Annotated in this window: 25 protein-coding genes; 6 read left to right on the top strand and 19 right to left on the bottom strand. The window is 64.0% G+C overall.

Annotated elements, in window-relative coordinates:
- The 13 genes from Q0K06_RS10320 to dnaA form a co-directional block, all read right to left on the bottom strand.
- A partial coding sequence (locus tag Q0K06_RS10320) for a DNA gyrase subunit A (protein WP_294551987.1) occupies positions 1 to 201 on the bottom strand: 201 nt, incomplete at its 3' end.
- 161 nt (positions 202 to 362) lie between these two features.
- On the bottom strand, positions 363 to 1,178 hold the full coding sequence (locus tag Q0K06_RS10315) for a hypothetical protein (RefSeq protein WP_294551984.1): 816 nt from the start codon (positions 1,176 to 1,178) through the stop codon (positions 363 to 365).
- A 13-nt stretch (positions 1,179 to 1,191) separates the two neighbouring features.
- Positions 1,192 to 3,141 (bottom strand): DNA topoisomerase (ATP-hydrolyzing) subunit B, encoded by a 1,950-nt coding sequence (gene gyrB, locus Q0K06_RS10310; RefSeq protein WP_294551980.1) that lies wholly within the window; start codon positions 3,139 to 3,141, stop codon positions 1,192 to 1,194.
- Between the two features lie 122 nt (positions 3,142 to 3,263).
- Positions 3,264 to 4,064 carry a hypothetical protein gene (locus Q0K06_RS10305; RefSeq protein ID WP_294551977.1) on the bottom strand — a complete coding sequence of 267 codons (801 nt, stop codon included), beginning with the start codon at positions 4,062 to 4,064 and terminating at the stop codon, positions 3,264 to 3,266.
- A 42-nt stretch (positions 4,065 to 4,106) separates the two neighbouring features.
- Positions 4,107 to 4,529: a PH domain-containing protein gene (locus Q0K06_RS10300; protein WP_040646109.1), complete on the bottom strand. Its 423-nt coding sequence runs from the start codon at positions 4,527 to 4,529 to the stop codon at positions 4,107 to 4,109.
- A gap of 45 nt (positions 4,530 to 4,574) precedes the next feature.
- Entirely contained in the window at positions 4,575 to 4,838 is a 264-nt protein-coding gene (gene remB / locus Q0K06_RS10295; RefSeq protein ID WP_294551972.1) for an extracellular matrix regulator RemB, read from the bottom strand.
- A 4-nt stretch (positions 4,839 to 4,842) separates the two neighbouring features.
- Positions 4,843 to 5,154 (bottom strand): Tat pathway signal protein, encoded by a 312-nt coding sequence (locus tag Q0K06_RS10290; RefSeq protein ID WP_294551969.1) that lies wholly within the window; start codon positions 5,152 to 5,154, stop codon positions 4,843 to 4,845.
- Between the two features lie 9 nt (positions 5,155 to 5,163).
- Positions 5,164 to 5,511, bottom strand: a complete 348-nt coding sequence (locus Q0K06_RS10285) for a hypothetical protein (protein WP_294551966.1) — start codon at positions 5,509 to 5,511, stop codon at positions 5,164 to 5,166.
- Positions 5,512 to 5,901: 390 nt separating this feature from the next.
- Positions 5,902 to 7,005 (bottom strand): DNA replication/repair protein RecF, encoded by a 1,104-nt coding sequence (recF, locus tag Q0K06_RS10280; protein WP_294551963.1) that lies wholly within the window; start codon positions 7,003 to 7,005, stop codon positions 5,902 to 5,904.
- Positions 7,002 to 7,214 carry an RNA-binding S4 domain-containing protein gene (locus tag Q0K06_RS10275; protein ID WP_294551961.1) on the bottom strand — a complete coding sequence of 71 codons (213 nt, stop codon included), beginning with the start codon at positions 7,212 to 7,214 and terminating at the stop codon, positions 7,002 to 7,004. Before Q0K06_RS10275 ends, recF begins: the two co-directional genes overlap by 4 nt.
- Positions 7,201 to 7,662, bottom strand: coding sequence for an acyl-CoA thioesterase (locus tag Q0K06_RS10270; protein ID WP_294551959.1), 462 nt, complete (start codon positions 7,660 to 7,662; stop codon positions 7,201 to 7,203). The genes Q0K06_RS10275 and Q0K06_RS10270 overlap by 14 nt, the downstream gene beginning before the upstream one ends.
- A gap of 2 nt (positions 7,663 to 7,664) precedes the next feature.
- Positions 7,665 to 8,777, bottom strand: a complete 1,113-nt coding sequence (dnaN, locus tag Q0K06_RS10265; RefSeq protein ID WP_294551956.1) for a DNA polymerase III subunit beta — start codon at positions 8,775 to 8,777, stop codon at positions 7,665 to 7,667.
- Positions 8,778 to 9,181: 404 nt separating this feature from the next.
- Positions 9,182 to 10,504, bottom strand: coding sequence for a chromosomal replication initiator protein DnaA (gene dnaA, locus Q0K06_RS10260; protein ID WP_294551953.1), 1,323 nt, complete (start codon positions 10,502 to 10,504; stop codon positions 9,182 to 9,184).
- Positions 10,505 to 10,848: 344 nt separating this feature from the next.
- Between dnaA and rpmH the strand changes: the two genes are divergently transcribed.
- The 6 genes from rpmH to Q0K06_RS10230 all read left to right on the top strand — a co-directional run bounded on the left by rpmH (position 10,849) and on the right by Q0K06_RS10230 (position 14,690).
- Positions 10,849 to 10,983, top strand: coding sequence for a 50S ribosomal protein L34 (rpmH, locus tag Q0K06_RS10255; RefSeq protein ID WP_006570963.1), 135 nt, complete (start codon positions 10,849 to 10,851; stop codon positions 10,981 to 10,983).
- A 162-nt stretch (positions 10,984 to 11,145) separates the two neighbouring features.
- Entirely contained in the window at positions 11,146 to 11,493 is a 348-nt protein-coding gene (gene rnpA, locus Q0K06_RS10250; RefSeq protein WP_294551950.1) for a ribonuclease P protein component, read from the top strand.
- Positions 11,490 to 11,708: a membrane protein insertion efficiency factor YidD gene (gene yidD / locus Q0K06_RS10245; protein ID WP_294551946.1), complete on the top strand. Its 219-nt coding sequence runs from the start codon at positions 11,490 to 11,492 to the stop codon at positions 11,706 to 11,708. The genes rnpA and yidD overlap by 4 nt, the downstream gene beginning before the upstream one ends.
- 80 nt (positions 11,709 to 11,788) lie before the next feature.
- The gene (locus Q0K06_RS10240) at positions 11,789 to 13,243 is read left to right on the top strand and encodes a YidC/Oxa1 family membrane protein insertase (protein WP_294551944.1); all 1,455 of its coding nucleotides are present in this window, start codon (positions 11,789 to 11,791) and stop codon (positions 13,241 to 13,243) included.
- Positions 13,244 to 13,275: 32 nt separating this feature from the next.
- Positions 13,276 to 14,061, top strand: coding sequence for an RNA-binding cell elongation regulator Jag/EloR (gene jag / locus Q0K06_RS10235; RefSeq protein WP_294551940.1), 786 nt, complete (start codon positions 13,276 to 13,278; stop codon positions 14,059 to 14,061).
- Positions 14,062 to 14,189: 128 nt separating this feature from the next.
- Entirely contained in the window at positions 14,190 to 14,690 is a 501-nt protein-coding gene (locus tag Q0K06_RS10230; RefSeq protein WP_294551937.1) for a hypothetical protein, read from the top strand.
- Between the two features lie 71 nt (positions 14,691 to 14,761).
- Here the strand turns inward: Q0K06_RS10230 and ricT are convergent, their stop codons facing one another.
- The 6 genes from ricT to Q0K06_RS10200 form a co-directional block, all read right to left on the bottom strand.
- On the bottom strand, positions 14,762 to 16,162 hold the full coding sequence (gene ricT / locus Q0K06_RS10225; RefSeq protein ID WP_294551934.1) for a regulatory iron-sulfur-containing complex subunit RicT: 1,401 nt from the start codon (positions 16,160 to 16,162) through the stop codon (positions 14,762 to 14,764).
- 103 nt (positions 16,163 to 16,265) lie between these two features.
- Entirely contained in the window at positions 16,266 to 17,285 is a 1,020-nt protein-coding gene (locus Q0K06_RS10220) for a DNA polymerase III subunit (RefSeq protein ID WP_294551931.1), read from the bottom strand.
- Positions 17,285 to 17,608, bottom strand: coding sequence for a cyclic-di-AMP receptor (locus Q0K06_RS10215; protein WP_294551928.1), 324 nt, complete (start codon positions 17,606 to 17,608; stop codon positions 17,285 to 17,287). Before Q0K06_RS10215 ends, Q0K06_RS10220 begins: the two co-directional genes overlap by 1 nt.
- A gap of 55 nt (positions 17,609 to 17,663) precedes the next feature.
- Positions 17,664 to 18,998: an aminotransferase class V-fold PLP-dependent enzyme gene (locus tag Q0K06_RS10210; RefSeq protein ID WP_294551926.1), complete on the bottom strand. Its 1,335-nt coding sequence runs from the start codon at positions 18,996 to 18,998 to the stop codon at positions 17,664 to 17,666.
- 368 nt (positions 18,999 to 19,366) lie between these two features.
- Positions 19,367 to 20,188 carry a tyrosine-protein phosphatase gene (locus tag Q0K06_RS10205; protein WP_294551923.1) on the bottom strand — a complete coding sequence of 274 codons (822 nt, stop codon included), beginning with the start codon at positions 20,186 to 20,188 and terminating at the stop codon, positions 19,367 to 19,369.
- A gap of 58 nt (positions 20,189 to 20,246) precedes the next feature.
- Positions 20,247 to 21,232, bottom strand: a 986-nt coding sequence (locus Q0K06_RS10200) for an amino acid--tRNA ligase-related protein (protein ID WP_294551920.1), incomplete at its 5' end; no start/stop codon positions are given.

Genomic DNA, 21,232 nt, shown 5'->3' with positions numbered 1-21,232 from the left:
GGCGTCGCCGTGGGGGTGGTACCGGCCCAGCACGTCGCCCACGCAGGTGGCCGACTTCTTGAAGGGCTTGTCCGCCGTCAGGTTGTCCTCGTACATGGCGTACAGGATGCGGCGGTGCACCGGCTTCAGGCCGTCCCGCACGTCGGGCAGGGCACGGCCCACGATAACGCTCATGGCGTACTCAATATAGGATTTTTCCATCTCCGGCACCAGGGGAGACACCTCAATGTGCTGATTGGGGTAGCGAATCTCCTCCGGGTCGTATTGGGGCTTCTTGCTCATGAATTTATTTCCTCCTCATAGAGGTTGTAATGGGACGGATGTCCCACGATATTTTGTCAAAGGGTCTGGAGCGGGGGCGCTCACCCCGCCAGAATACTCTGGATGTTCTCCTCGGTCAGGGCCAGGTACTCCGGCTGAATCTCCTGGCTGTCCCGCACATAGACGTAGCGCCACGCCTGGTAGACGGAGGCGTCCAGGGGCTCGTCGCTGTCCCCTCCGTTGGCCGCGATATAGTACACAAAGCCGGTGCCGCTCTTGTCGGCCTCCTCCGGGTAGCCGTTCTCCAGCGCCTCCCGGCCCCAGGCGTGCACCGAGCCCACCTCCAGATAGACGTCCAGATACTTGTCATAGCGGTAGAGGGTATAGGGCCAGAAATCCCTGCTGATCAGCTGCTGGTTGTGGAGGGCGGGCGACTGGACCGCCCCGCTCTCATAGAAGACCGGATTGCTGGTATGCGCCTCCAGCTGGACGCCCACCTCCCCGGTGGCCCCGTCCCAGGAGTAGACGAAGGTCCGGATCCCGGCAACTATGGTGCTCTCATAGATCAGGATCAGCTCCCGCTCCCCGTCCCCGTCCACATCGCAGACGGCGAACCGGTTGTCCGCCATGTCGTACCCCTCCAGGAGGCCCACGTCCGTCCCGTCGGGCAGAATATGCTCCTGAAGCAACCGCTCCAGGGCGGCGGCAAATGCCTCCCTGGACCCGCCGTTCACCCGCATGAGGCCCCCCGCCTCCGCCGCGGGGGAGGGGGAGGCGGATTCCGGCGCAGGGGTGGGAGAGACGGCCGGGGCGGACTCCGGCGCAGGGGTGGATGCGCCCGGTCCGCCGGGCTCCCCGGCGCAGGCCGTGAGGGCCAGGGCCAGGCCCAGGGCCGCGCAAAGGACCTGCTTTTTCATCATTTCAGCCTCCTTAATAGTCCAGATTCACCGCGTACTTGGCGTTTTTCTCGATGAATTCCTTGCGGGGCTCCACCTTCTCGCCCATGAGGACGGTGAAGGTGGCGTCTGCGGCCACGGCGTCGTCCAGCTCAATGCGGCGGAGGGTGCGCTTCTCCGGGTCCATGGTGGTCTCCCACAGCTCGTGGGGGTTCATCTCGCCCAGGCCCTTGAAGCGGCTGATGTCCACCTTGGCGTTGGGGTTGTCCCCCCGCATCTCGGCGGAGACCTGGTCCCGCTCCTCATCGGAGAAGGCCACCCGGGTGGTCTTGCCCCGGGTCAGCTTGTACAGCGGCGGTACGGCGGAGTACACATAGCCGTTTTCGATGAGGGGCCGCATGAAGCGGAAGAAGAAGGTGAGCAGCAGGGTACGGATGTGGGCGCCGTCCACGTCGGCATCGGCCATAATGATGACCTTGTGGTAGCGCAGCTTGGTGATGTCGAACTCGTCGCCGATGCCGGCGCCCAGGGCGGTGATGACGGGCTGGAGCTTGTCGTTGCCGTAGACCTTGTCGGCCCGGGCCTTCTCCACGTTGAGCATCTTGCCCCACAGGGGGAGGATGGCCTGGAACCGGGAGTCCCGGCCCTGGGTGGCCGAGCCGCCTGCGGAGTCGCCCTCCACGATGTAGAGCTCGGTGAGCTCGGGGTTGACCTCGTTGCAGTCCCGCAGCTTGTCGGGCATGGCGGCGCCGCCCAGGGCAGTCTTGCGCCGCACCGACTCCCTGGCCTTCCGGGCGGCCTCACGGGCCCGGGAGGCGGTGAGGGCCTTGTCCAGGATGGCCTTGCCCACCGCCGGGTTCTCCTCCAAAAACTCCTCCAGCTTCTCGCTGACAATATTGTTGACCAGGGTGCGGATGTGGGCGTTGCCCAGCTTGGCCTTGGTCTGGCCCTCAAACTGGGCCTCGGTCAGCTTCACCGAGATGACCGCCGTCAGGCCCTCCCGGCAGTCCTCGCCGGACACCTTGTCCTCGTCCTTGAGAATTTTCATCTTCTTGCCGTAGGCGTTGAGCACGTTGGTCAGGGCCCGCTTAAAGCCCTCCTCGTGCATGCCGCCCTCAGGGGTGTGGACGTTGTTGGCAAAGGACACCAGAATCTCGTTGTAGGTGTCGGTGTACTGCATGGCAATCTCCGCGATGGAGTCGTCCTTCATGCCGGACATGTAGATGACGCCGTCGTGGATGGGGGTCTTGTTCCGGTTGATGAAGGTGACAAACTCCCGGATGCCGCCCTCATAGTGCATGGTGTCCTCCTGCTCCATGCCGGGGCGGCGGTCCTGGATGACAATCTTCAGGCCGGCGTTGAGAAAGGCCTCCTCCCGCATGCGGGTGTGAAGGGTCTCGTAGTCGTAGACCGTGTCCTCAAACATCTCCGGGTCGGGCTTGAAGGTGACGGTGGTGCCGGTGTGGTCGGTCTTGCCCACCACCTTCATTTCCTGGGTAATCTTGCCCCGGGCAAACTTCATCTCGTAGATCTGCCCGTTTTTGTGGACCTGGACCTCCAGCCACTCGCTCAGGGCGTTGACCACGCTGGCGCCCACGCCGTGGAGGCCGCCGGACACCTTATAGCCCCCGCCGCCGAACTTGCCGCCGGCGTGAAGGATGGTGTAGACCACCTCCAGGGCGGGCCGGCCGGTCTGGGGCTGGATATCCACGGGGATGCCCCGGCCGTTGTCGGTGACCGTGATGGTGTCGCCGGGGTTGATGGTCACTGTGATGTCGGTACAGTAACCGGCCAGGGCCTCGTCGATGGAGTTGTCCACGATTTCGTACACCAGATGGTGCAATCCCGAGGAGGAGGTGGAGCCGATATACATGCCGGGCCGCTTGCGCACGGCCTCCAGCCCCTCCAGCACCTGAATCTCGCTGCCGCCGTACTCGTGGTCCACCTGAGTGGCGCTCTGTTCCAGTTCTAACTCGTCAGACATAATAACCTCCGCTTGTTCTTACGCGCTGGGTGTGGCGCCTGGAAACGGGCCTTGTCCGCTCCCACGCGCCACACGCAGCTGCTGTTGGATTCGATATAAACTATTTGGGCGCAGGCCGCAAATCAGCCCCTCGCCATCACCCCGGTGGGGATAATGACCGGCCCATAGGCCCCAATGGTCAGGTCATAGGTGGAGAAGCACAGCACAATCTCCCCGCCGTCCACCCAGAAAATCATATCCTCCAGGCTGCGGCTGTCCACCGTGTCCGCCGCGTCCTCCCACCAGCCCGCCTCCGGCTGGCCGGCCATGTAGGCCTTCACAATCTCCCGCAGAGTGGTGGCCAGGGCTTCCGGGTCCTGGCCGGTCAGGCCGGCCAGACCCAGCTCCTCGCCGGTGGCCAGGTCGTAGGTATAGCCCAGGCAGTCAGTGTTGGCCGTGCCGCCCATGTACCAGGTCCGGGTCATATTCACGCTCAGCAGCCCGTCCCCGTTCTGGGTGACGGCGGCTTCCATGGTGTTGAGCCACAGGTCGTCAGGCTGCTTCTCCAGGGGGAGATTCCCGCTGTTGTCGGCGAAAAACTCGTCACAGTGGCTGTTCAGGCTGTCGTTGATGGCCTGAATCTCCGGCGTGTCCCCGGTGAGCTGCACCAGGTCGTAATACCAGGACAGGGCCGTGGAGCCGTCCTTGTTGGCCACCGACCGGTCCTGACGCTCAATGGTGTAATCCGCGCTGTCGGTCTGGGCCACCTTCTGGGCCTGGTTTTCCGCCGGCTGGGCGGCAGCGGGTACGGACTCCTCGGACAGCTCCGCCGTAGGGGAGGGCGTGGGGCTGCTCTGGCCGCCTGGGGCGGCCTGATTTCCTGCGCCGCAGGCGCTCAGCACCAGAGTCATTCCAAGAAAAAGGGCCAAATAGAGCCGCTTCATGTATCTGCCTCCATCTCTTTCTCTTGAGGCTCTGCCGGAGGGTTACTCCAGGCTGTCATCGTCCTCGTCCATAAAGCCGTCCGGGTCCGCGCCCTCCTGGCCCTCTTCGCCGCCCAGCAGCTCGGTGGTGCGCATCCGGCGGGACAGCTTCATCTCCTCCACCTGCCGGTGAAGCAGCTCCTTGACCTCCCTGGGGTTCTTGATGTTCAGCAGGTCCAGGTGCGGGGTGGTCTTGTCCGAGGAGTGGACGCACACGGTGCCCACGCCGAAAATCCGCTGAAACAGGGACCGCTTCAGCTCCAAATCCCGCACACGGTAGAGGAGTACCTCCTCCTCCTTCAGGTTCAGCAGGCCGGTCTCCCGGAAAATCCGGTCCTCACTGAGCCGGTACCTGGTAAAGGTGATGGGCAGGCCCAGAATCCGCTTCCGGTCCTTCCACAGATAGGTAATAGCTTCCAATGCCATGATGTTCGCTCCTTTCCCTGAGCTGCGGGGAAATCTTCCCCTCTGTCACTCAAAGCTGTTGTTCTCCGCCCGGCGCAGCAGGGTGGCGGTGGCCATCTGGGAGAGGTAGACGGTCTGTCCACGCTTCCTGTCCCCGCAGACCACAAAGGACTTGGGGATGTCGTCGCCAACCGAAACCACTCTGCCCTCCTTCTCCGCACGCTCCAGGAATTTCCGGGTCAGGTGGGAGGAGGAGGCGTTGTCCAGGTCAAACAGGCCGATGACGTCCCGGTAGGGTACCACCACCGACTGTCCCAAATGCAGATACACGGCTTTAACCTCCTTTGCTGCCGTCGTCAATGACTCTGGGGTCCCACAGACGCCTGTACAGCCGCCGGCCAAGATACAGCCCCAGAAATGCCATCACCGCCGGCAGGCCGGGCACAAAGAGCAGGGTCTCAATGGGGGCGCCGCCGGTGTCCGACCAGCCGAAGAACCGGGCAGCCAGCACCGCCAGCGTCACCGCCAGGCACACAATGGGCGGCGCCCACCGCCACAGCTTCCGCCGGGCAAAGCGGTACGCCGCGTACTCCGCCGCCGCCCCCAGGGCCAGCGGCAGCAGGCAGAACAGAATTAAAATGGGCATAGCGCTCCCTTATCCGCCGTTTTTGGCGTCTGTACTTGCCTTTTTCTTGGCTATCAGGCCCAAAACGGCACGTTTGATGTTGTAGACCACCAGGAAAATCAGCAGCAGCTCCACGAAATACAGCAGCCAGTACACCGCCACCGGGCCGACGCCCACGGAGGGAACCAGCTTCACGGCAGAGGCAATCACCCCAGCCACGCCCAGCACCGCCGGGATGGCGTATACCGGCTTTTTCCGGCAGAATACGGTGAGAGCCAGCTGGAGCAGGCCGCCCACCCAGAAGGGGAGGGACAGCACAAAGATGGCCGCAGCGCCGTACACCGCCAGCACCGGAGCCACCAGAAGCAGATGAAACATACCGGACCCCTCCTTTTGTTGGGTTTTCAAAGCCTTTCCCTGAGGGGAAGGCTTTCAGCGGGCACATAGCTTGCAGGAGAACGGCCTCCGGCGGGGGACTTTTCTCCGGCGAAAAGTACCCAAAAGCCGCCATGGGGCAACAGGCGCGGAAAGGCCCTTTCAGGGCCAAACGCGCCCGTTTCCCCCTGGTACCCCCTTCGGAGATGCGGCTTGCGGCGGTGGGGTTCAAGCAGCCGCCTTATTTGAAAGTAGTTGCTTGCCGGTTCAGTGCCCTGCGTGCCGTTTCTCTTCTGCCCGGGCAGCGTTACCTTCCCAGACTTGTGAGTAGTTTCAATTCAATGACCTTTCTCAATGCCGCACACAGTCTTTGCGCCGTGTTTCAGGTTCTGCTCACACCAGCGCGCCGTTATGGATGCGCAGCACCTTGCCGCCCTCCAGATGCTCCAGCTTTTCGTCCTCGCAGCAGGTGATGAACACCTGTCCGCCCTTGATGCGGTTGAGCACGAAGCTCTGCCGCCGCTGGTCCAGCTCAGAGAGCACGTCGTCCAGCAGCAGCACGGGCCACTCGCCGGTGTCGCCGTAAAAAATCTCACGGGCAGCCAGCTTGAGGGACAATGCCGCTGTACGGGTCTGCCCCTGGGAGGCAAACTGCCGGGCGGCCACGCCCCCCAGCTCCACGGTCAAATCGTCCTTATGCGGCCCGGACAGGCACTGACGGGATTCCAGCTCCGCCCGCCGGTGGCTCTCCTGGTGGGCGATGAGGGCGGACAGAATGTCCTTCACGCCCCCTTCCGGGTCGGTCACCGTGCTCACCGTCTCGTATTTCAGCCCCAGCTCCTCCCGGCCGCCGGAAAACTCCCGGTGGATGGCCGGCGCGGTCTCCCGCAGGCGGCGGACAAAGTGGGCCCGGTAGTGGATGAGGATGGCGCCGGTCTGGGCCATTCTCAGGTTGAAGTCGTCCAGGGTGTCCAGCAGGGAGGGCTTCTCCTCCCAGTCCCGCAGGATACGGGTCTTCTGCTCGTGGAGGCGGCGGTACTCAGCCAGGGCTGCGGCGTACCGGGGCCGCAGCTGGCAGATGCACTCGTCCAGGAACCGGCGGCGCTCCGCCGCCCCCTCCCGGATGAGCATCAAATCCTCCGGGCAGAAGAACACGGTGTTCAGCACCCCCGCCAGCTCCCCGGCGGTTTTCAGCTTCACGCCGTTGGACAGCAGCTGCCGCCGGACGCTCCGGCCCAGCCTGGCCTCCAGGGTGAAGTCCCTTTCCCGGGAAAAGACCTCCGCCTTCACAAAGGCGTGGTCCACGCCGAACTGAATCAGCTCCCGGTCGTACCGGGCCCGGCGGCTGGAGGCGGTGGACAGGTAACCGATGGCCTCCAGCAGGTTGGTCTTGCCCTGGGCGTTCTCCCCGCAGATAACGTTGACGTCAGGGGAAAAGGTAGTCTCCAGGTGGGGGTAGTTGCGGAAAAAGTCCAGGGTAATGGACTTTACTATCATACCACGGTCAGCTCCAGGCCGGGCAGGGTGACCACGTCGCCGGGACGGACCTTCTTGCCCCGCATGGTGCACACCTCACCGTTGACGGACACGTCGCCGGCCTGGATGATGTTCTTGGCCTCACCGCCGGTCTCGGCCACGCCGGAGAACTTGAGCAGTCCCTCCAGCTTGATGAACTCGGTGGTAATCTTCACTTCATGCTTTTCCATTGTTTTTCCTCTCTTCCGGCCGGACCAGCAGGGCGGCCAGGCGCTCGTACACCTGGGGCAGCGCCTTTTTCAGCGCCACCGGGGCTTTTTTGGCCCGGTCGTAGAAAAAGTGCCTGCTCTCCCCCTCTGCCCGGAGGGTGCCGTCGGCGGCGCTGGTGATATCGTAGTGCAGGTCCACCCGGGCGGGGGTGAGCCTGGAGACGGTGACGGCAATGGCCACCGTCTCCCCGAAGGGGGTCATGGACCGGTACTTGCAGTTAACCTCGGTGAGGGCGAAGTCGATGCCCGCCTCCACCGCCCTGTCGTACCCCCAGCCCAGCTGGTCCATCAAATCGGTGCGGGCCTCCTCCATCCAGTAGATGTAGTTGGCGTGGTGGACGATGCCCATGCCGTCGGTCTCATAGAACTGGACCTTGCGCAGGTAGGGCTTGATTTTGATGGGTTCCACGGTTATTCCCCCGCCTTCAGCCGGACGGGCAGCACCATGTAGAGGAAGCTGTCGCCCCCGTCGTCGGGCAGAATGACGCAGGGGGACACGCCGGTGGACAGCTCCAGCCGCACCCGGTCGGCGGGGGCGGCCTTGAGGGCGTCCATCAGGTACTTGTTGTTGAAGCCGATCTCCAGGCCCTTGCCGTCGCCGGACACAGGGCACTCGTCCCGGGCGTCGCCGATGGCGGTCTTGGTGGAGATTTTCAGCAGGTTCTCCTCAAAGATGCAGCGCAGGGGGCTCTTGAGCTTATCGCTGATGATGAGGGAGACGCGGTCGATGGAGGCCAGCAGGGCCCGGGTGTCGCCCTCAATGTGGATGGGGTTGTTGCGGGGCACGGCCTGGCGGTAGGCCAGGAACTCGCCCTCCAGCCGCCGGGTCACCAGCATGGTGTCCCCCACCTTGAACATGACGTGGCGGGCGCCCTGGGTGACCGAGGCGGGCTCGTCCACCTGGGCGCAGATTTTCTCCACCTCGCTCAGGGCCGCGCCGGGCACCACGAAGGAGAAGGAGGCCTCCCCCTCCTTCTTGTCGATGGGCTCGTGGCGCAGGGCCAGCCGGTAGCCGTCCACCGACACAATGGTCAGGCCGTTGTCGTCCACCTCAAAGAGGGAGCCGGTATGGATGGGGCGGCTCTCGTTGTCGCTGACGGCAAAGAGGGTCTGGCCGATCATGGCCTTGAGCCGCTCCTGAGTGATGACAAAGGAGTTCTGGTACTCCACGGTGGGCAGCTCGGGGAACTCCTCCGGGTCGGTGCCCAGGATGTTGAACTCGCTCATGCCGCACTTGATGTTGACCATGTAGTTCTCAGCGGTAAAGAGAACGGTGTCGTCGGGCATCTTGCGGATAATATCACTGAAAAGGCGGGCGGAGAGCACCAGGGAGCCCTTTTCCTGGATGTCGGCGGGGACAATGGTGCGGATGCCGGTCTCCAGGTTATAGCCGGTAAGGCGCAGCTCGCTGCCCGCCTCCAGGAGAATGCCCTCCAGGGCGGGGATGGAGCTCTTGGGGGAGACGGCCCGGCTGGAGGACGAGATGGCAGCCTGAAGCAGGGCCTTCTCACAGGTGAATTTCATGGAACAGGACCTCCGTTTCCGTCTCTCCTCTCCCGCGGCGGATCAGGAGAGGAGAGGCTATATAGATTCGTAGTAACCGTAGTAGGGAATGTGGATGTGGAAAAAGACTGGAAGCCTTAGAGCGGGAGCGGTTTGGCCGTCCACAGGGGGTGTGGAGAAAAAAGACCGGTTTCCACAGAAAGGGGGAGGGAACAGAGTTGTCCACATTTGGCTTTTCCACATGTCCACAGAATGTTGATAAAATTGATTGCCCGCTGTAATCAGATTGGTGCAGGAAATCCTGCATCAAAGGGTGCGGCAAGCCCGGCTCTTTTTCCTGCCGGGCTGCATGCGCCGGGAGCGCACCAGGAAAACAGGCAAAGGGCCGATTTGCTGTGGGTCTGCACAGCGGAAAGAGGGGCGGCTTATTCGTACCGGGCGTTGATGTTGGCGTTCAGGTCCTTGATGATCTCGGCAATCTCCGGGTTGGACTTCATCAGGTTTTCAATGCGCTCGATAGAGTGCATGACCGTGGTGTGGTCCCGGCCCTCAAACTCCTTGCCGATCTCCTTCAGGGACAGGGAGGTCATGCGCCGGATGAGGTACATGGCCATCTGCCGGGCGAGAGCGGTGTCCTTGGTGCGGCCCTGGCCCCGGAGGGCGTCGTTGTCGATGTTGTAGAATTTGCAGACCTCTTCGATGATGACGTCGGCGGAGGGCAGGAACTCGGCCTTCTCCTTGAACATGTCCCGCACGGCCCGGGTGACGGTGTCCACGTCCACGCTCTCGCCCATCAGCTCCTGGAAGGCCAGAATCTTGTTGACGGTGCCCTCAATCTGCCGCACGTTGGAGGTGATGTTCTCGGCGATGTATTTGAGCACCGGCTCGGGCAGGTTCATGCCCCGGCGGATGGCCTTGTTTTTGATGATGGCCACTCTCGTCTCGTAGTCGGGGGGCTTGATGTCCACGGGCAGGCCCCACTCGAACCGGGTTTTCAGCCGGTCGTCCAGCCGCAGCATCTCCTTGGGGGGGCGGTCGGCGGTAAAGACGATCTGGCGCCCCGCCTCGTAGAGGGTGTTGAAGGTGTGGAACATCTCCTCCTGGGAGCTCTCCCGGCCGGCGATGAACTGCACGTCGTCCATGAGAAACACGTCGGCGGAGCGGAATTTCTCCCGGAACTCCTGGTTGCTGCCCTCCCGGATGGCCTGGATCAGCTCGTTGGTGAAGGCGTCGCCCTTGATGTACACCACCCGGAAGTCGGGGCGGGTGGCGTGGATCTTGTGGGCGATGGCGTAGAGCAGGTGAGTCTTGCCCAGGCCGGACTCGCCGTAGATGAACAGCGGGTTGTAGCTCTTGCCCGGGTTTTCGGCCACGGACAGGGCGGCTGCGTGGGCGAATTTGTTGGAGGAGCCCACCACGAACCGCTCAAAGGTGTAGTCCTCCGTGCCGGGGAGGAAGGTGCTGTCCACAGGCTTGGCGGCCTCGGTGAAGTGGTCCAGCTCCCCCTCGCCCAGGACCTCCACCTGGAAGTCGGCGGCGAAGAGCTCGTGAAGGGCCTTCTGGATGACGGGGACATAGCGTTTGCGGATAATGTCCCGCTTGAAGTTGGTGGGCGAGTGGATGACGAAGCGGTCCTCCTCCAGGGCCACGGCGGTGCAGTCGTCAAACCAGGTGTTGATCGCCGTGGCGGTCATGTCCGCTTCCATGAGGGAGAGAACCTTGGCCCATATATCGGCCGGTGAATTCACGGGTGAAACCCCCTTTTGCAAAAAAATGCGTCTCTTTGAGTATACCAAAAAAATACCTCCCTAGCAATGTTTTTTGCGCCTACACATCTATAAAGAACGAAGGGATTTGTGGCATTTTTTGATACACCCATCAGAAAAATAGGCATAGAGAAATTTTTTTCTGATTTTCTTCCAAAAATAGTAGTTGACAGGGGATTTTGTTTTCGGTTATAATAGCCAGTGCACTATTATACCCGGTTTTTGGGTGTAAAGGCATGCCAATTGACGACCGCGGCCGGACAAAATTCCGGCCGTTGTGGAGGGCGGCTTCGGCCGCTTTTTAAACGAACAGGAGGTGTAACACGATGGTTCGTACCTATCAGCCCAAGAAGCGTCAGCGTTCCAAGGAGCACGGATTCCGCAAGCGTATGCGTACCGCCAACGGCCGCAAGGTCCTGGCCCGCCGCCGTGCGAAGGGCCGCGCCCGCCTCACCCACTAAGGTGAAGGCACACAAGAAAATAGGGCTTTTTTGAGGGGCGGAGGAGCTTAATCCTTCCGCCCCTGCGTAGCATACGGACAAAGCGGCCCTGTTTTCCTGGTTTCCCGGCAGGGGAGGGGGAGGCCCCTCCCCAAAACCCGTTTCTTAAAAGGAAGGCGCAGCATGGATCACACGGTCTCTCTCAAACTCAATCATGAATTCCGGCGGCTCTACGCCAAGGGAAAGAGCGCCGTGAACCCCTGCATGGCGGTGTACTGCCGGAAAAACCGGCTGGGCTACAACCGGCTGGGCTTCACCACCGGCACCAAGCTGGGCAAGGCGGTGGTGCGCAACCGGGTCCGCCGCCGGCTGCGGGAGATTTACCGCACCAACGAGGACAAAATCCGCCCGGGGTACGACATTGTGGTGGTGGCCCGGGTAAGAGCCTGCCACAGCCGGTACGCCGAGCTGCAGCGGCAGTTCCTCCGCACGGCGGACAAGCTGGGCCTTCTGGACGGGAGCGGGACATGAAGAGGGTGCTGCTGCATCTCATCCGGTTCTACCGGCGCAGCATCTCCCCCATGCGGCCCCCCTGCTGCCGGTTCATCCCCACCTGCTCGGAGTACGCTCTGGAGGCGGTGGAGAGGTACGGCGCGGTCAAGGGCGGGCTGCTGGCCCTGCGGCGGCTGCTGCGGTGCCACCCCTTTCACCGGCAGAAGTCCATTGAGTACGACCCGGTTCCATAAGGCTCCGGGCCGCCCTTTTGGTCCCCTGACGGGTGAGAGCCCCCGCTTCAGCCCCGAAATTTTACTTTGGAGGCCATTTAATGCAAGGAATTCAGCTTCTCCTGACCCCCTTTGTATGGGTCCTGATGCTCTTCTATGAGCTCTTTGACAACTACGGCGTGGCCCTGATTCTCTTCGCCGTGCTGGTCAAGGTCATTTTGTTCCCCCTGTCCATCAAGGCCAAGCGGTCCATGATCCAGATGAACATGCTCAACGGCCAGATGCAGAAGCTCCAGAAAATGTACGGCAATAACCGGGACAAGTATAACCTGGAGGTTCAGAAGCTCTACGAGAAGGAAAAGGTCAACCCCATGGGCGGCTGCCTGTGGAGCCTGCTGCCCCTGGTGATCCTGTGGCCCCTGTACGCCATTATCCGCCAGCCCCTGACCTATCTGATGAACCTGACCCCCGACGTCATCTCCGAGGTGGCCCAGGTGGTCAACTGGAGCACTGAGGCGGTGGCCAAGGGCTGGATTACCCAGGCTGCCGACTTCACCAACGTGGGTTACAATCAGCTGTACCTGGCGTCCCTCATCACCCCGGACAACATCAGCGCCGTCCAGGCCGTGGCCGAGGGCGCCCGGGTCATCAACTTCAACTTCCTGGGCATCGACCTGGCCCAGATGCCCCAGTGGCAGTTCTGGACCTGGAGCAGCGTGGACTGGGCCCACATCGGCCTGTTCCTGCTGCCCATCGTGTCCGCCCTCTCCGGCCTGATCTTCTCCTTCATCACCATGAAGACCAACGCCATTAACCGGCAGAGCCAGAACGCCGCCGCCAACTCCACCAACAAGACCATGCTCATCATCTCCCCCCTTATGTCCCTGTGGATTGGCTTTGCCATGCCTGCGGGCCTGGCTGTGTACTGGATCAGCCAGAACGTGCTGTCCATGCTCCAGGAATTCCTGGCCGGCAAGCTCCTGAAGAAGGACTATGAGAAGGCAGCCGTGGAGGCCGCCCGCCGGGAGGCCGAGGAGAAGGAAGAGGAAAAGCGCCGCCGCGAGGAGGAGCGGGCCGAGCGCGCCCGCCGCATCGAGGAGGCCAAGAACAACAAGGGCAAGAAAAAGGGCCCCAAGGTAAAGGACCCGGACGAGGCCAAAATTCCCGCCTCTGTCCGGGAGGCCAGCCGGGTGGGCATCCGGGCCTACGCCCGGGGCCGGGCCTACGACCCCTACCGCTTCAGCCCCGACGGCCCCACGCCCTACCGGGACCTGAACGCCGCCCCGGCGGAGAATGCCGCGGACAAGAAGCTGGAGCACAAGTCTGACCGCCGGGAGGAGGCCGCCCTGGAGGAGGCCGCCGACCAGATGATTGTGGATGAGCTGAAGGCGGAGCAGGCCGCTCGGGCGCCTGGAGAGGCCACGGAGCCCGCCCAGGCCCCTGACGGGACGCCCGACGGCAGCGGCAACGCCGTTACCGAAGCCCCTGGCTTTGAGACGCCCCGCTATGACGCCCCCAACTATGACGCTTCCGGTGAGGACGGAAAGCAGTCCTGACACTTTTCCTCAAGAAGGAGAGAAAACAGCCCATGCTGAAGTATATTGAGAGCACCGGCCGCAGCGAAGAGGCCGCCATTGAGGCCGCCCTTCAGAAGCTGGGAATGGACCGGGACGACGTATCCGTAGAGGTGCTGGAGCGGGCCAAGACCGGCTTCCTGGGCATCGGCGCCTCCCCGGCCAAGGTGAAGGTGACCTATGAGGCTCCCGACGAGGAGCCCGCGGCGGAGGAGCCCGCCCCCGTGGAGGAGGCCCCCAAGGCCGCCCCGGTGAAGAAGGAGGCCCCCGCCCCCGCGCCCGAGGCCGCCCCTGCGGCGGACAAGCCCGCCTCCGCCCCTGTGGGGGATGACGAGCGCGCCCGGCGCATCCACGCATTTCTCACCGGCCTGCTGGCCCATATGGGGTCCGATGCGGTCCCCTCCATCGCCCTGGGAGAGGAGAACACCTATGAGGTGGAGCTGCTGGGCGAGCACCTGGGCAGCCTTATCGGCCGCCGGGGCGAGACTCTGGACGCCATCCAGCAGCTGACCAATTACGCCGTGAACCACGGCCAGTCCCACCGGGTCCGGGTCCACGTGGATGCCGAGGGCTACCGGGCCAAGCGGGAGGAGAGCCTGACCCGTCTGGCCCGGAAGGTGGCGGGCAAGGTGGTCAAGTACCGCCGGAACGTGACGCTGGAGCCCATGAACGCCTATGAGCGCCACGTCATCCATACCGCCCTTCAGGACTACCCCGATGTGACCACCTACTCCACCGGCACCGAGCCCAACCGCCGCACTGTGGTGGCTTACAGCCGGGGCGAGCACCGGGGGCAGTAAAAACCACGCCGCGATTGCAAAGCGCCGGAGATCTGATGGTCTCCGGCGCTTTTTCCGTGAAGGGGATTGTCTGACCGCCGGGCGCGTGGTATTCTGAGGCCGGGATACTTTGGAAAGGGGAGAGGACCTTGAAGAACACAGACCACGGGGCGGATTTCTCCGCCCTGCGGGAGGGATACCACCTGGCGCGGCAGCAGGAGCGGGACAAAATCGCCGCCTATTTCAAGGCCCTGCCCGACTTTGACACCGGGCCCCGCCCCGGCAGGGCCGGTATCAGGCGGTACACCTCGGGCAGCCGTCTGGCGCCGCCCTACGACCTGCGGGGCTGGATGTGGGTGTGCGTGAGGCGGGGGGAGACGGAGTTTCTCCTCTCCCTCCAGACCTTTGACCGGGACCCCAACTCGGGCAATCTCCACACCCTCACCGACCGCATCGGGGTATACGCCTGGACCGGGGCCTACTCCTCCGCGGACGCCCAGGAGAGGATGAAGATTACCCCTCTGGAGCTGCCCCTGAGCGGGGCGGACCTGGACACCCTGGCGGAGCTGCTGCGGGCCCTGAGTGACTGTGGGGGCGACTGGGAAGGGGAGGCGTACCGGGCGGTGTGCCAAAAGTATGGCCTGGTGTAGGACAGGATAAAAGCAAACAGAAAACGCGGCGTCTCGCGCTGAGACGCCGCGTTCATTTTTGCATTTGATGCTTATTCCTGGGGCGCGGTGGGAGCCGCTCCGCCCTCGCCCTTGGCCCGGGGCCGGTGACGGCGGTGGCGGTGGCGGGTGGACTTCTTCTCGCCGCCCTCGGCAGCCCCCTCGGCGTTCACAGCCTCGGGCTTGACCTTGGGCTGCTGCTGGGCCTGCTGGGGAGGGCGCTCCTGGCGGGGCTTGTCCCCCTTGGGCTTCTGCTGGGGCTTGTCCCCGCGCTTCTCCTGCTTCTTCTGCTCCTGGCGGGGCTTGCCCTCCTGCTGGGCCTTGGGCTCGGCCTTCTTCTGCTCGGGACGGGGCTTGTTCTCCTGCTTTTTCTGGGGCTTGCCCTCCTGGGCCTGGCGGGGCGCCTGCTCGGCCTTCTCGCCGCCCCGGTTCCGGCTGCGGCTGCGGCTCCGGCCGGGCTTTGCCTCGGCCTGCTGCTGCTCGCCCTCAGTACGCACAGAGGCGGTGAGCCCCAGCCCGGTGAGAGCGGTGCCCAGGCTGCTGCGCAGCTTCTCCTCCGGGTCCTCGGGGGGCGGGGTCACCTTGCGCAGCTTGGCCAGCTCCTCCGGCGGCGGGGCCACATACCCCTCCGGCCGCTTGCCCTTGCCGTTGCGCACCACGCAGATTTCGCAGTTGTGGAAGCAGCGGGGAGACTCGGGCGCGTCGTCCAGGCGCACCTTCACCGTCTCCCGCAGCAGGTTTACCTGGGACACAGTGCCCACGCCCTCGGGCGTCTCCACAAAGCTCTCGTTCTTGGGCATCCGCTTCACCGCGTCCTCGTAGGCGTCCTGCTCGTACTTCAGGCAGCACATGAGCCGCCCGCAGGTACCCGAGATTTTGGTGGGGTTGAGGGACAGGCTCTGGGTTTTGGCCATCTTGATGGACACGGGCTGAAAGTCGTCCAGGAAGGAGGCACAGCAGAAGGGACGGCCGCAGATGCCCAGGCCGCCCAGCATTTTGGCCTCGTCCCGGACGCCGATCTGCCGCAGCTCAATGCGGGTGTGGAAGATGCCGGCCAGGTCCTTTACCAGGGCCCGGAAGTCCACACGGCCCTCGCTGGTGAAGAAGAAGAGGATCTTGTTTCCCTCGAAGTTGTACTCCACCTCCACCAGCTTCATGTCCAGCCCGTGGGCGGCGATTTTTTCCTGGCAGATTTGGAAGGCCTTCTTTTCCTTCTCCCGGTTGCGGGACACAATTTCCAGGTCTCGCTCGGTGGCGATGCGCACCAGGGGGCGGAGGGGGGCCACCACGGCCTCGTCCTCCACCATGGTGTTGCCCCTGGCGCACTCGCCGTACTCAATGCCCCGGGAGGTCTCGACAATGACGCCCTGTCCGGCCCGGACCTGGGTGCCTCTGGGGTCGAAGTAGTACTCCTTGCCTCCGCTTTTGAAGCGGACGCTGATGATTTCGGTCATAGGTACCTCCAGCGCCCACCTGGGCGCACGTTCAGAATAAGACGTCCCTTTCGGGAAAGTCAGTGCTCTCTCAGAACCCCCGCCGAAGCCCGGCGGAGCAAATTTATGTTTGGGCGGACGATGCGCAGCTTGCGGCGACGCGGGCAAGCGCGGCGCACAGCCAGCCGGCCAGATGCCCGGCGCCCACGTTAAAGGCGCAGGAGGCCCGCAGCTTCTCCAGCACCTCCACGGCGGAGAGCAGGGCCCTGGGGGACAGGGCCTGGGCGGCCCCGGCGGCGGCGGCCCGGCGGTCGGGGTCGGCCTCGCCGCAGTCTCCGCCGGTGCGGAGCACCAGGGCGTGGCGCAGCAGAAGAATCCCCTCAGAGAAGAGGTCGGCCAGGCTGTCCCGGTCCCACTTCTCCAGGGAGACGCAAAACTCCATCAATGCCAGCTCGTTCCCGGCGGACAGCCGGGCAATCAGCTCAGGCGCGGCGGTACGGGCCAGGCTCTCCCCGCCGCCGGCGCCCTCCAGCTCGGCCACGGCCCGGCCCAGCAGGCCCTCGCACCGCCGGGCGGCCCCTGCGATGGCCTCCCGGGGCTTGTCCGGGTACCTGCGGGAGAGCCACTCCTCGGCCTCCGCCTCGGTCACCGGCGACAGTGTCACCACCTCGCACCGGGACCGGACGGTCTGGAGCAGGGCGGCGGCGTTGTCGGTGAGGAGGAGGAAGGCGGCGTAGGGCGGCCCCTCCTCCAGCAGCTTGAGCATGGCATTCTGGGCGCTGGCGTTCATGGTCTGGGCGTTTTCCAGGATGTACACCTTGCGCCCGGCCTCGTTGGGGCGGATGTAGGCGTCAGAGCGGAGTGCGCGCACCTGGGCCACGCTGATGTCCTTGCCGTCGTCCCCGATGACGGAGATGTCCGGGTGGATGCCCCCCATGGCCTTGCGGCAGTCGGGGCAGGACAGGCAGGGCTTGTCCCCCTGCCCACGGCATACAAAGGCAGCGGCCAGGACCCGGGCCAGCGTACGCTTGCCAGCCCCGGCCGGGCCGCTGAGAATGTACGCGTGGGACAGGCCCCGGCGGGCGGTCTGGGCCTCCAGCTGCCCCTTGAGGGCGGCGTTGCCCGCCAGAAGGCTCAGGTTCATCAGACGCGCTCGAACCGCTCAATATCCACCACGAAGATGGTGGCGCCGCCAACCAGCACCTCCACCGGCATGGAGGGGTAGTACCCGTAGCTCATCTCGGTGGTGGTGGGGATCAGCTCCTTGCGGCTGTGGGAGTGCTCCTTGATGATATCAATCACGGCCTGGACCTTCTCCTCGTCCACGCCCACCAGGATGGTCACGTTGCCCGCCATGAGGAAGCCGCCGGTGGTGGACAGCTTGGTGGAGGAGAAGCCCTTTTTGGTCAGGGCCTGAGTGACGGCGTTGGCGTCGTCCCGGTTGATAATGGCAAGAATCAGTTTCATGGTAATCCCTCCTGAAGGAACAATGAGAGAGAGGGCGGGCCTGCCTGCCACACACTTACAGGCAGAGCACCCGGCAGCCCTCTTTTTCCATATTATAACCTATCTCCGACAAATATGCGAGATGTTTTTTCCCGATTTCCTCGCCGGGAGCCACCACGGGCACACCCGGCGGGTAAGGGGCAATCTGCCCGGCGGATATCCGGCCCTCGGCGGCGGCAAAGGGCACGGTCTCGCCTGGGGCGAACCGGGCCTCCCTGGGGGAGCGCACCAGTCGGGGCAGGGGAGGGGGCGGCGGGAAGGGCTTGTCCTCCAGCGGCGGCGGGTTCACCCGGGAAATGGCGTCAGAGAGCCGGGCAAAGTCCTCCGGGCCGTCGGCGCAGGTGGGGATGAACACCACGTGGCCCGCGTCCGCCATCTCAGGCCACACCCCCAGCTCCTCCAGAGCCTCCTGGACGGCGAAGCCGTCCCCGGTGCGCAGCACGAAGCGGGTGGGGTCCAGGGGCGCCATGTCCGGCGTCAGGGAAGGGAAGCGCTGCCGGAGCGCCGCCGTCTGTGCCGCGGCCTCCTCATAGGCTGCTTTGCCCTCGCCCTCCATCCAGGCCCGGGCCAGGTCCAGGCTGGCCATGAGCACATAGGAGGGGCTGGAACTGCCGTACAGGGACGCGGCGGCGCGCAGGTCGCCGTGGGCAAAGCCGCTGCTTTTCCCCGACAGCAGCAGGGCGGTCTGGCCCAGGGCGGGGAGTGTTTTGTGGGCGGACACCACGGCGATGTCCACGTCCTCCATGCCCGTGTACCCCAGGAAGGGCAGGTGGGCGCCGTGGGCGGCGTCCACGACCAGCTTTCCACCCCGGGAATGGATGATGTGGGCCAGAGCGGGCAAATCCGACAACACACCGTAATATGTTGGCGAGGTAATACAGACAGTCTTGATTTCCGGCCGGGAATCCAGCCATTTTTCCACGTCGCCGGGCTGAACGGGGCCGGTGACGCCCGCCTCCGCCAGCCAGGGCCGGGGCAGAAAGACGGGGTGCAGGTCCAGCAGGGCCAGGGCGTTGTACACCGACCGGTGACACCCACGGTCCAGCAGCACGCTGTCCCCGGGGCGGCAGGTGAGGGTGAGGGCGGTCAGCATGCCCTGGGTGGAGCCGCCGGTGAGGAACAGGCACTCCCCCATGTTGAGGGTGTCCCGCCACAGGTTTTCCGCCTCCCGGATTGGGCCGTCCCCGGCAAAGAGGTCGCCGGTGGGGGGCAGCTCGGTAAAGTCCATGGCCGCCAGGGGAGTGAACTCCGGGGCGGGCATGGAGCGGCCCTTGTGGCCGGGCATGTGCATCCGCAGGGGGTCCTGGGCGGCAAAGGCCCGGAGGGCATCGTAGAGAGGGGTGGATCCCATGGCGTCATCTCCAAAAAGGTTTTCTCCAGTATAACAGAACCGGCCCAAACCCGCAAGGCGGCCCCGGACAGGACAAAAAGCCCGGCAAAAAGCCGGCCTGTCTGACAGGCCGGCTTTTTGCCGGGAAAGAAGGAAAGAAGAAACGCGGCCCGATTGACGGAACTTGCTCAAGGCTCCGTCCGGGCTTGGGAAGAGTCAAGAGAGAGGGAAGTTCTCTGTTGACAGGTATATGATACCCAGTTAGGCTGAAATCAGTCTGAAAAAAATGGGAACATTTTGTGAACAGCGCCGGGGAAAAAATAAACATTTTAAAAAGAACTTCCCCCGGCGGGAGAATCCTGCCGGGGGAAGGCCATATCATATGAAATTTACTCCAGATAGATGGACCGCAGGCGCTCCAGCTTTCGGCTGTTAAAGCCCATGGGTCCGGTGAGAAAGGCGTCCATGGAGCCAAACCGCTGGTCGATTTCCTCCAGCAGCAGCTCCAGGTTCTGCCGGTCCACGCCGGCGGTAGCCCGGACGGCCGGCAGAAGGGCTTCGGCCTCGCGGGGACAGTGCTGCCGCACATACTCCTCCATCTGGGCAATCTCGTGGGCCAGATACCGGTTGGTGAGAAGAAAGTCCTTCATAATCGCATCCCGGTCCGCCCCCAGGGCGGAGAGAATCAGAGCCGCGCCGATGCCGGTGCGGTCCTTTCCGGCGGTGCAGTGGAAGAGGAGGGCGTGCTCTCCGTCGTTTTTCAGGGCCAGATCCAGGAAGGCCCGGTAGGCCTCCAGACCCCAGGCGGTAAAGAACAGCTCGCAGTAGGACCGGCTGCTGAAGGTGCCCGCCCGGACCATGGCCAGCAGCAGGGCGTTGAAGTCGCTGCGGCCATGCTCGGCCACCGACCGGGCTGCCTGGCTCATGCCGCCGCCGTTTTCGTCCAGCACCAGCAGGTGGTAGAAGGACGCGCCCCGGAAGGCCGGATCAGGATGTGCGGTGACCTCCTTCAGGGTACGGAAGTCGGCCACCCAGGCCAGACGGTAGTCCTGGGCCAGGATACGGCGGTCCTCCTCCGTGGCCTGCCACAGGGCGCCGGTGCGCAGCAGCAGGCCCTTCCGCACCGCCTTTCCCCCGGCGGCGGGGATGCCGCCCAGCTCACGGGCGTTTTTGACTCCGGTAAGGCCGATAAAACCGGGCAGTTGGGACATGAAACCGTCACTCCTTTTTCTTTCTATGGCAGGGAATTGCTCTGTGCGGGGGGAAGGCTTATGATTCGGCAGTCTCTTCCTCTTTTTTGGTGCAGACAATGTTCAGCTCGTCCAGCTGCTTCTGGGTTACAAAGGACGGGGCGTTCATCATCAGGTCCTGGGCGTTCTTGTTCATGGGGAAGGGGATGATCTCACGGATGGAGTCCTCGCCGGCCAGCAGCATGACCATGCGGTCCACGCCGGGGGCGATGCCGGCGTGAGGGGGCGCGCCGTAGGTGAAGGCGTTGTACATGGCGGGGAACTTGCTCTTCACGTCCTCCTCGCCCAGCCGCACCAGCTGGAAGGCCTCGATCATGATCTCGGGGTCGTGGTTCCGGACGGCGCCGGAGCTGAGCTCCACGCCGTTGCACACCAGGTCGTACTGGTAGGCGGTGATGGACAGGGGGTCCACCTCACCGGCGGCGGCCTTCTTCAGAATCTCCAGGCCGCCGTTGGGCATGGAGAAGGGGTTGTGGCAGAACTCCAGCTCGCCGCTCTCCTCGCCAATCTCGTACATGGGGAAGTCCACGATCCAGCAGAACTCATAGGTCTCCTTGTGGAAGTGGTCGGGGCACAGGGGGGCCAGCATCTTGATGAGCACACCGGCGGTCTTCTGAGCGGAGAGCTTCTTGCCGGCGGTCAGGCCCACGAAGGTGCCCTTCTCCAGGCCCAGAGCGGCCACCACGGCGTCCTTGATGGGCTGGACAAACTTGGCGATGCCGCCCACAATCTCACCGTTCTCGTCGTAGCGGAACCAGTAGACCTTGCCGCCGGACTGGACCTCCACGTCGGCGCACAGCTTGTCAATCTGCTTGCGGGTGGCGGAGAAGCCGGTGACCTTGACGGCCTTGACGGTGTTGCCCTCGAAGGGGCCGAAGCCGCAGGAACCCAGGGCCTCGGTGGCGTCCTGAGCGGTCAGGTCGATGCGCAGGTCGGGCTTGTCGGAGCCGTAGGTCTCCATGGCCTCCAGGTAGGGGATGCGCTTGAAGGGGGCGGAGGAGGCGG

The sequence above is a fragment of the uncultured Pseudoflavonifractor sp. genome (genome assembly GCF_944387805.1).
Taxonomy (GTDB): Bacteria; Bacillota; Clostridia; order Oscillospirales; family Oscillospiraceae; genus Pseudoflavonifractor.
Note: the sequence above shows the minus strand (reverse complement) of the source record. Positions and strands in the feature narration are given on the sequence as shown.

What these genes read in the sequence shown, in the direction of transcription:
- gyrB (WP_294551980.1), bottom strand. Translation starts at nt 3,141, where the DNA reads ATGTCTGACGAGTTAGAACTGGAACAGAGCGCCACTCAGGTGGACCAC.
- Q0K06_RS10205 (WP_294551923.1), bottom strand. Translation starts at nt 20,188, where the DNA reads ATGTCCCAACTGCCCGGTTTTATCGGCCTTACCGGAGTCAAAAACGCC.
- dnaN (WP_294551956.1), bottom strand. Translation starts at nt 8,777, where the DNA reads ATGAAATTCACCTGTGAGAAGGCCCTGCTTCAGGCTGCCATCTCGTCC.
- Q0K06_RS10210 (WP_294551926.1), bottom strand. Translation starts at nt 18,998, where the DNA reads ATGGGATCCACCCCTCTCTACGATGCCCTCCGGGCCTTTGCCGCCCAG.
- Q0K06_RS10315 (WP_294551984.1), bottom strand. Translation starts at nt 1,178, where the DNA reads ATGAAAAAGCAGGTCCTTTGCGCGGCCCTGGGCCTGGCCCTGGCCCTC.
- Q0K06_RS10290 (WP_294551969.1), bottom strand. Translation starts at nt 5,154, where the DNA reads ATGCCCATTTTAATTCTGTTCTGCCTGCTGCCGCTGGCCCTGGGGGCG.
- yidD (WP_294551946.1), top strand. Translation starts at nt 11,490, where the DNA reads ATGAAGAGGGTGCTGCTGCATCTCATCCGGTTCTACCGGCGCAGCATC.
- Q0K06_RS10240 (WP_294551944.1), top strand. Translation starts at nt 11,789, where the DNA reads ATGCAAGGAATTCAGCTTCTCCTGACCCCCTTTGTATGGGTCCTGATG.
- rpmH (WP_006570963.1), top strand. Translation starts at nt 10,849, where the DNA reads ATGGTTCGTACCTATCAGCCCAAGAAGCGTCAGCGTTCCAAGGAGCAC.
- Q0K06_RS10305 (WP_294551977.1), bottom strand. Translation starts at nt 4,064, where the DNA reads ATGAAGCGGCTCTATTTGGCCCTTTTTCTTGGAATGACTCTGGTGCTG.
- recF (WP_294551963.1), bottom strand. Translation starts at nt 7,005, where the DNA reads ATGATAGTAAAGTCCATTACCCTGGACTTTTTCCGCAACTACCCCCAC.
- jag (WP_294551940.1), top strand. Translation starts at nt 13,276, where the DNA reads ATGCTGAAGTATATTGAGAGCACCGGCCGCAGCGAAGAGGCCGCCATT.
- Q0K06_RS10285 (WP_294551966.1), bottom strand. Translation starts at nt 5,511, where the DNA reads ATGTTTCATCTGCTTCTGGTGGCTCCGGTGCTGGCGGTGTACGGCGCT.
- Q0K06_RS10300 (WP_040646109.1), bottom strand. Translation starts at nt 4,529, where the DNA reads ATGGCATTGGAAGCTATTACCTATCTGTGGAAGGACCGGAAGCGGATT.
- Q0K06_RS10275 (WP_294551961.1), bottom strand. Translation starts at nt 7,214, where the DNA reads ATGGAAAAGCATGAAGTGAAGATTACCACCGAGTTCATCAAGCTGGAG.
- rnpA (WP_294551950.1), top strand. Translation starts at nt 11,146, where the DNA reads ATGGATCACACGGTCTCTCTCAAACTCAATCATGAATTCCGGCGGCTC.
- ricT (WP_294551934.1), bottom strand. Translation starts at nt 16,162, where the DNA reads ATGACCGAAATCATCAGCGTCCGCTTCAAAAGCGGAGGCAAGGAGTAC.
- Q0K06_RS10215 (WP_294551928.1), bottom strand. Translation starts at nt 17,608, where the DNA reads ATGAAACTGATTCTTGCCATTATCAACCGGGACGACGCCAACGCCGTC.
- Q0K06_RS10220 (WP_294551931.1), bottom strand. Translation starts at nt 17,285, where the DNA reads ATGAACCTGAGCCTTCTGGCGGGCAACGCCGCCCTCAAGGGGCAGCTG.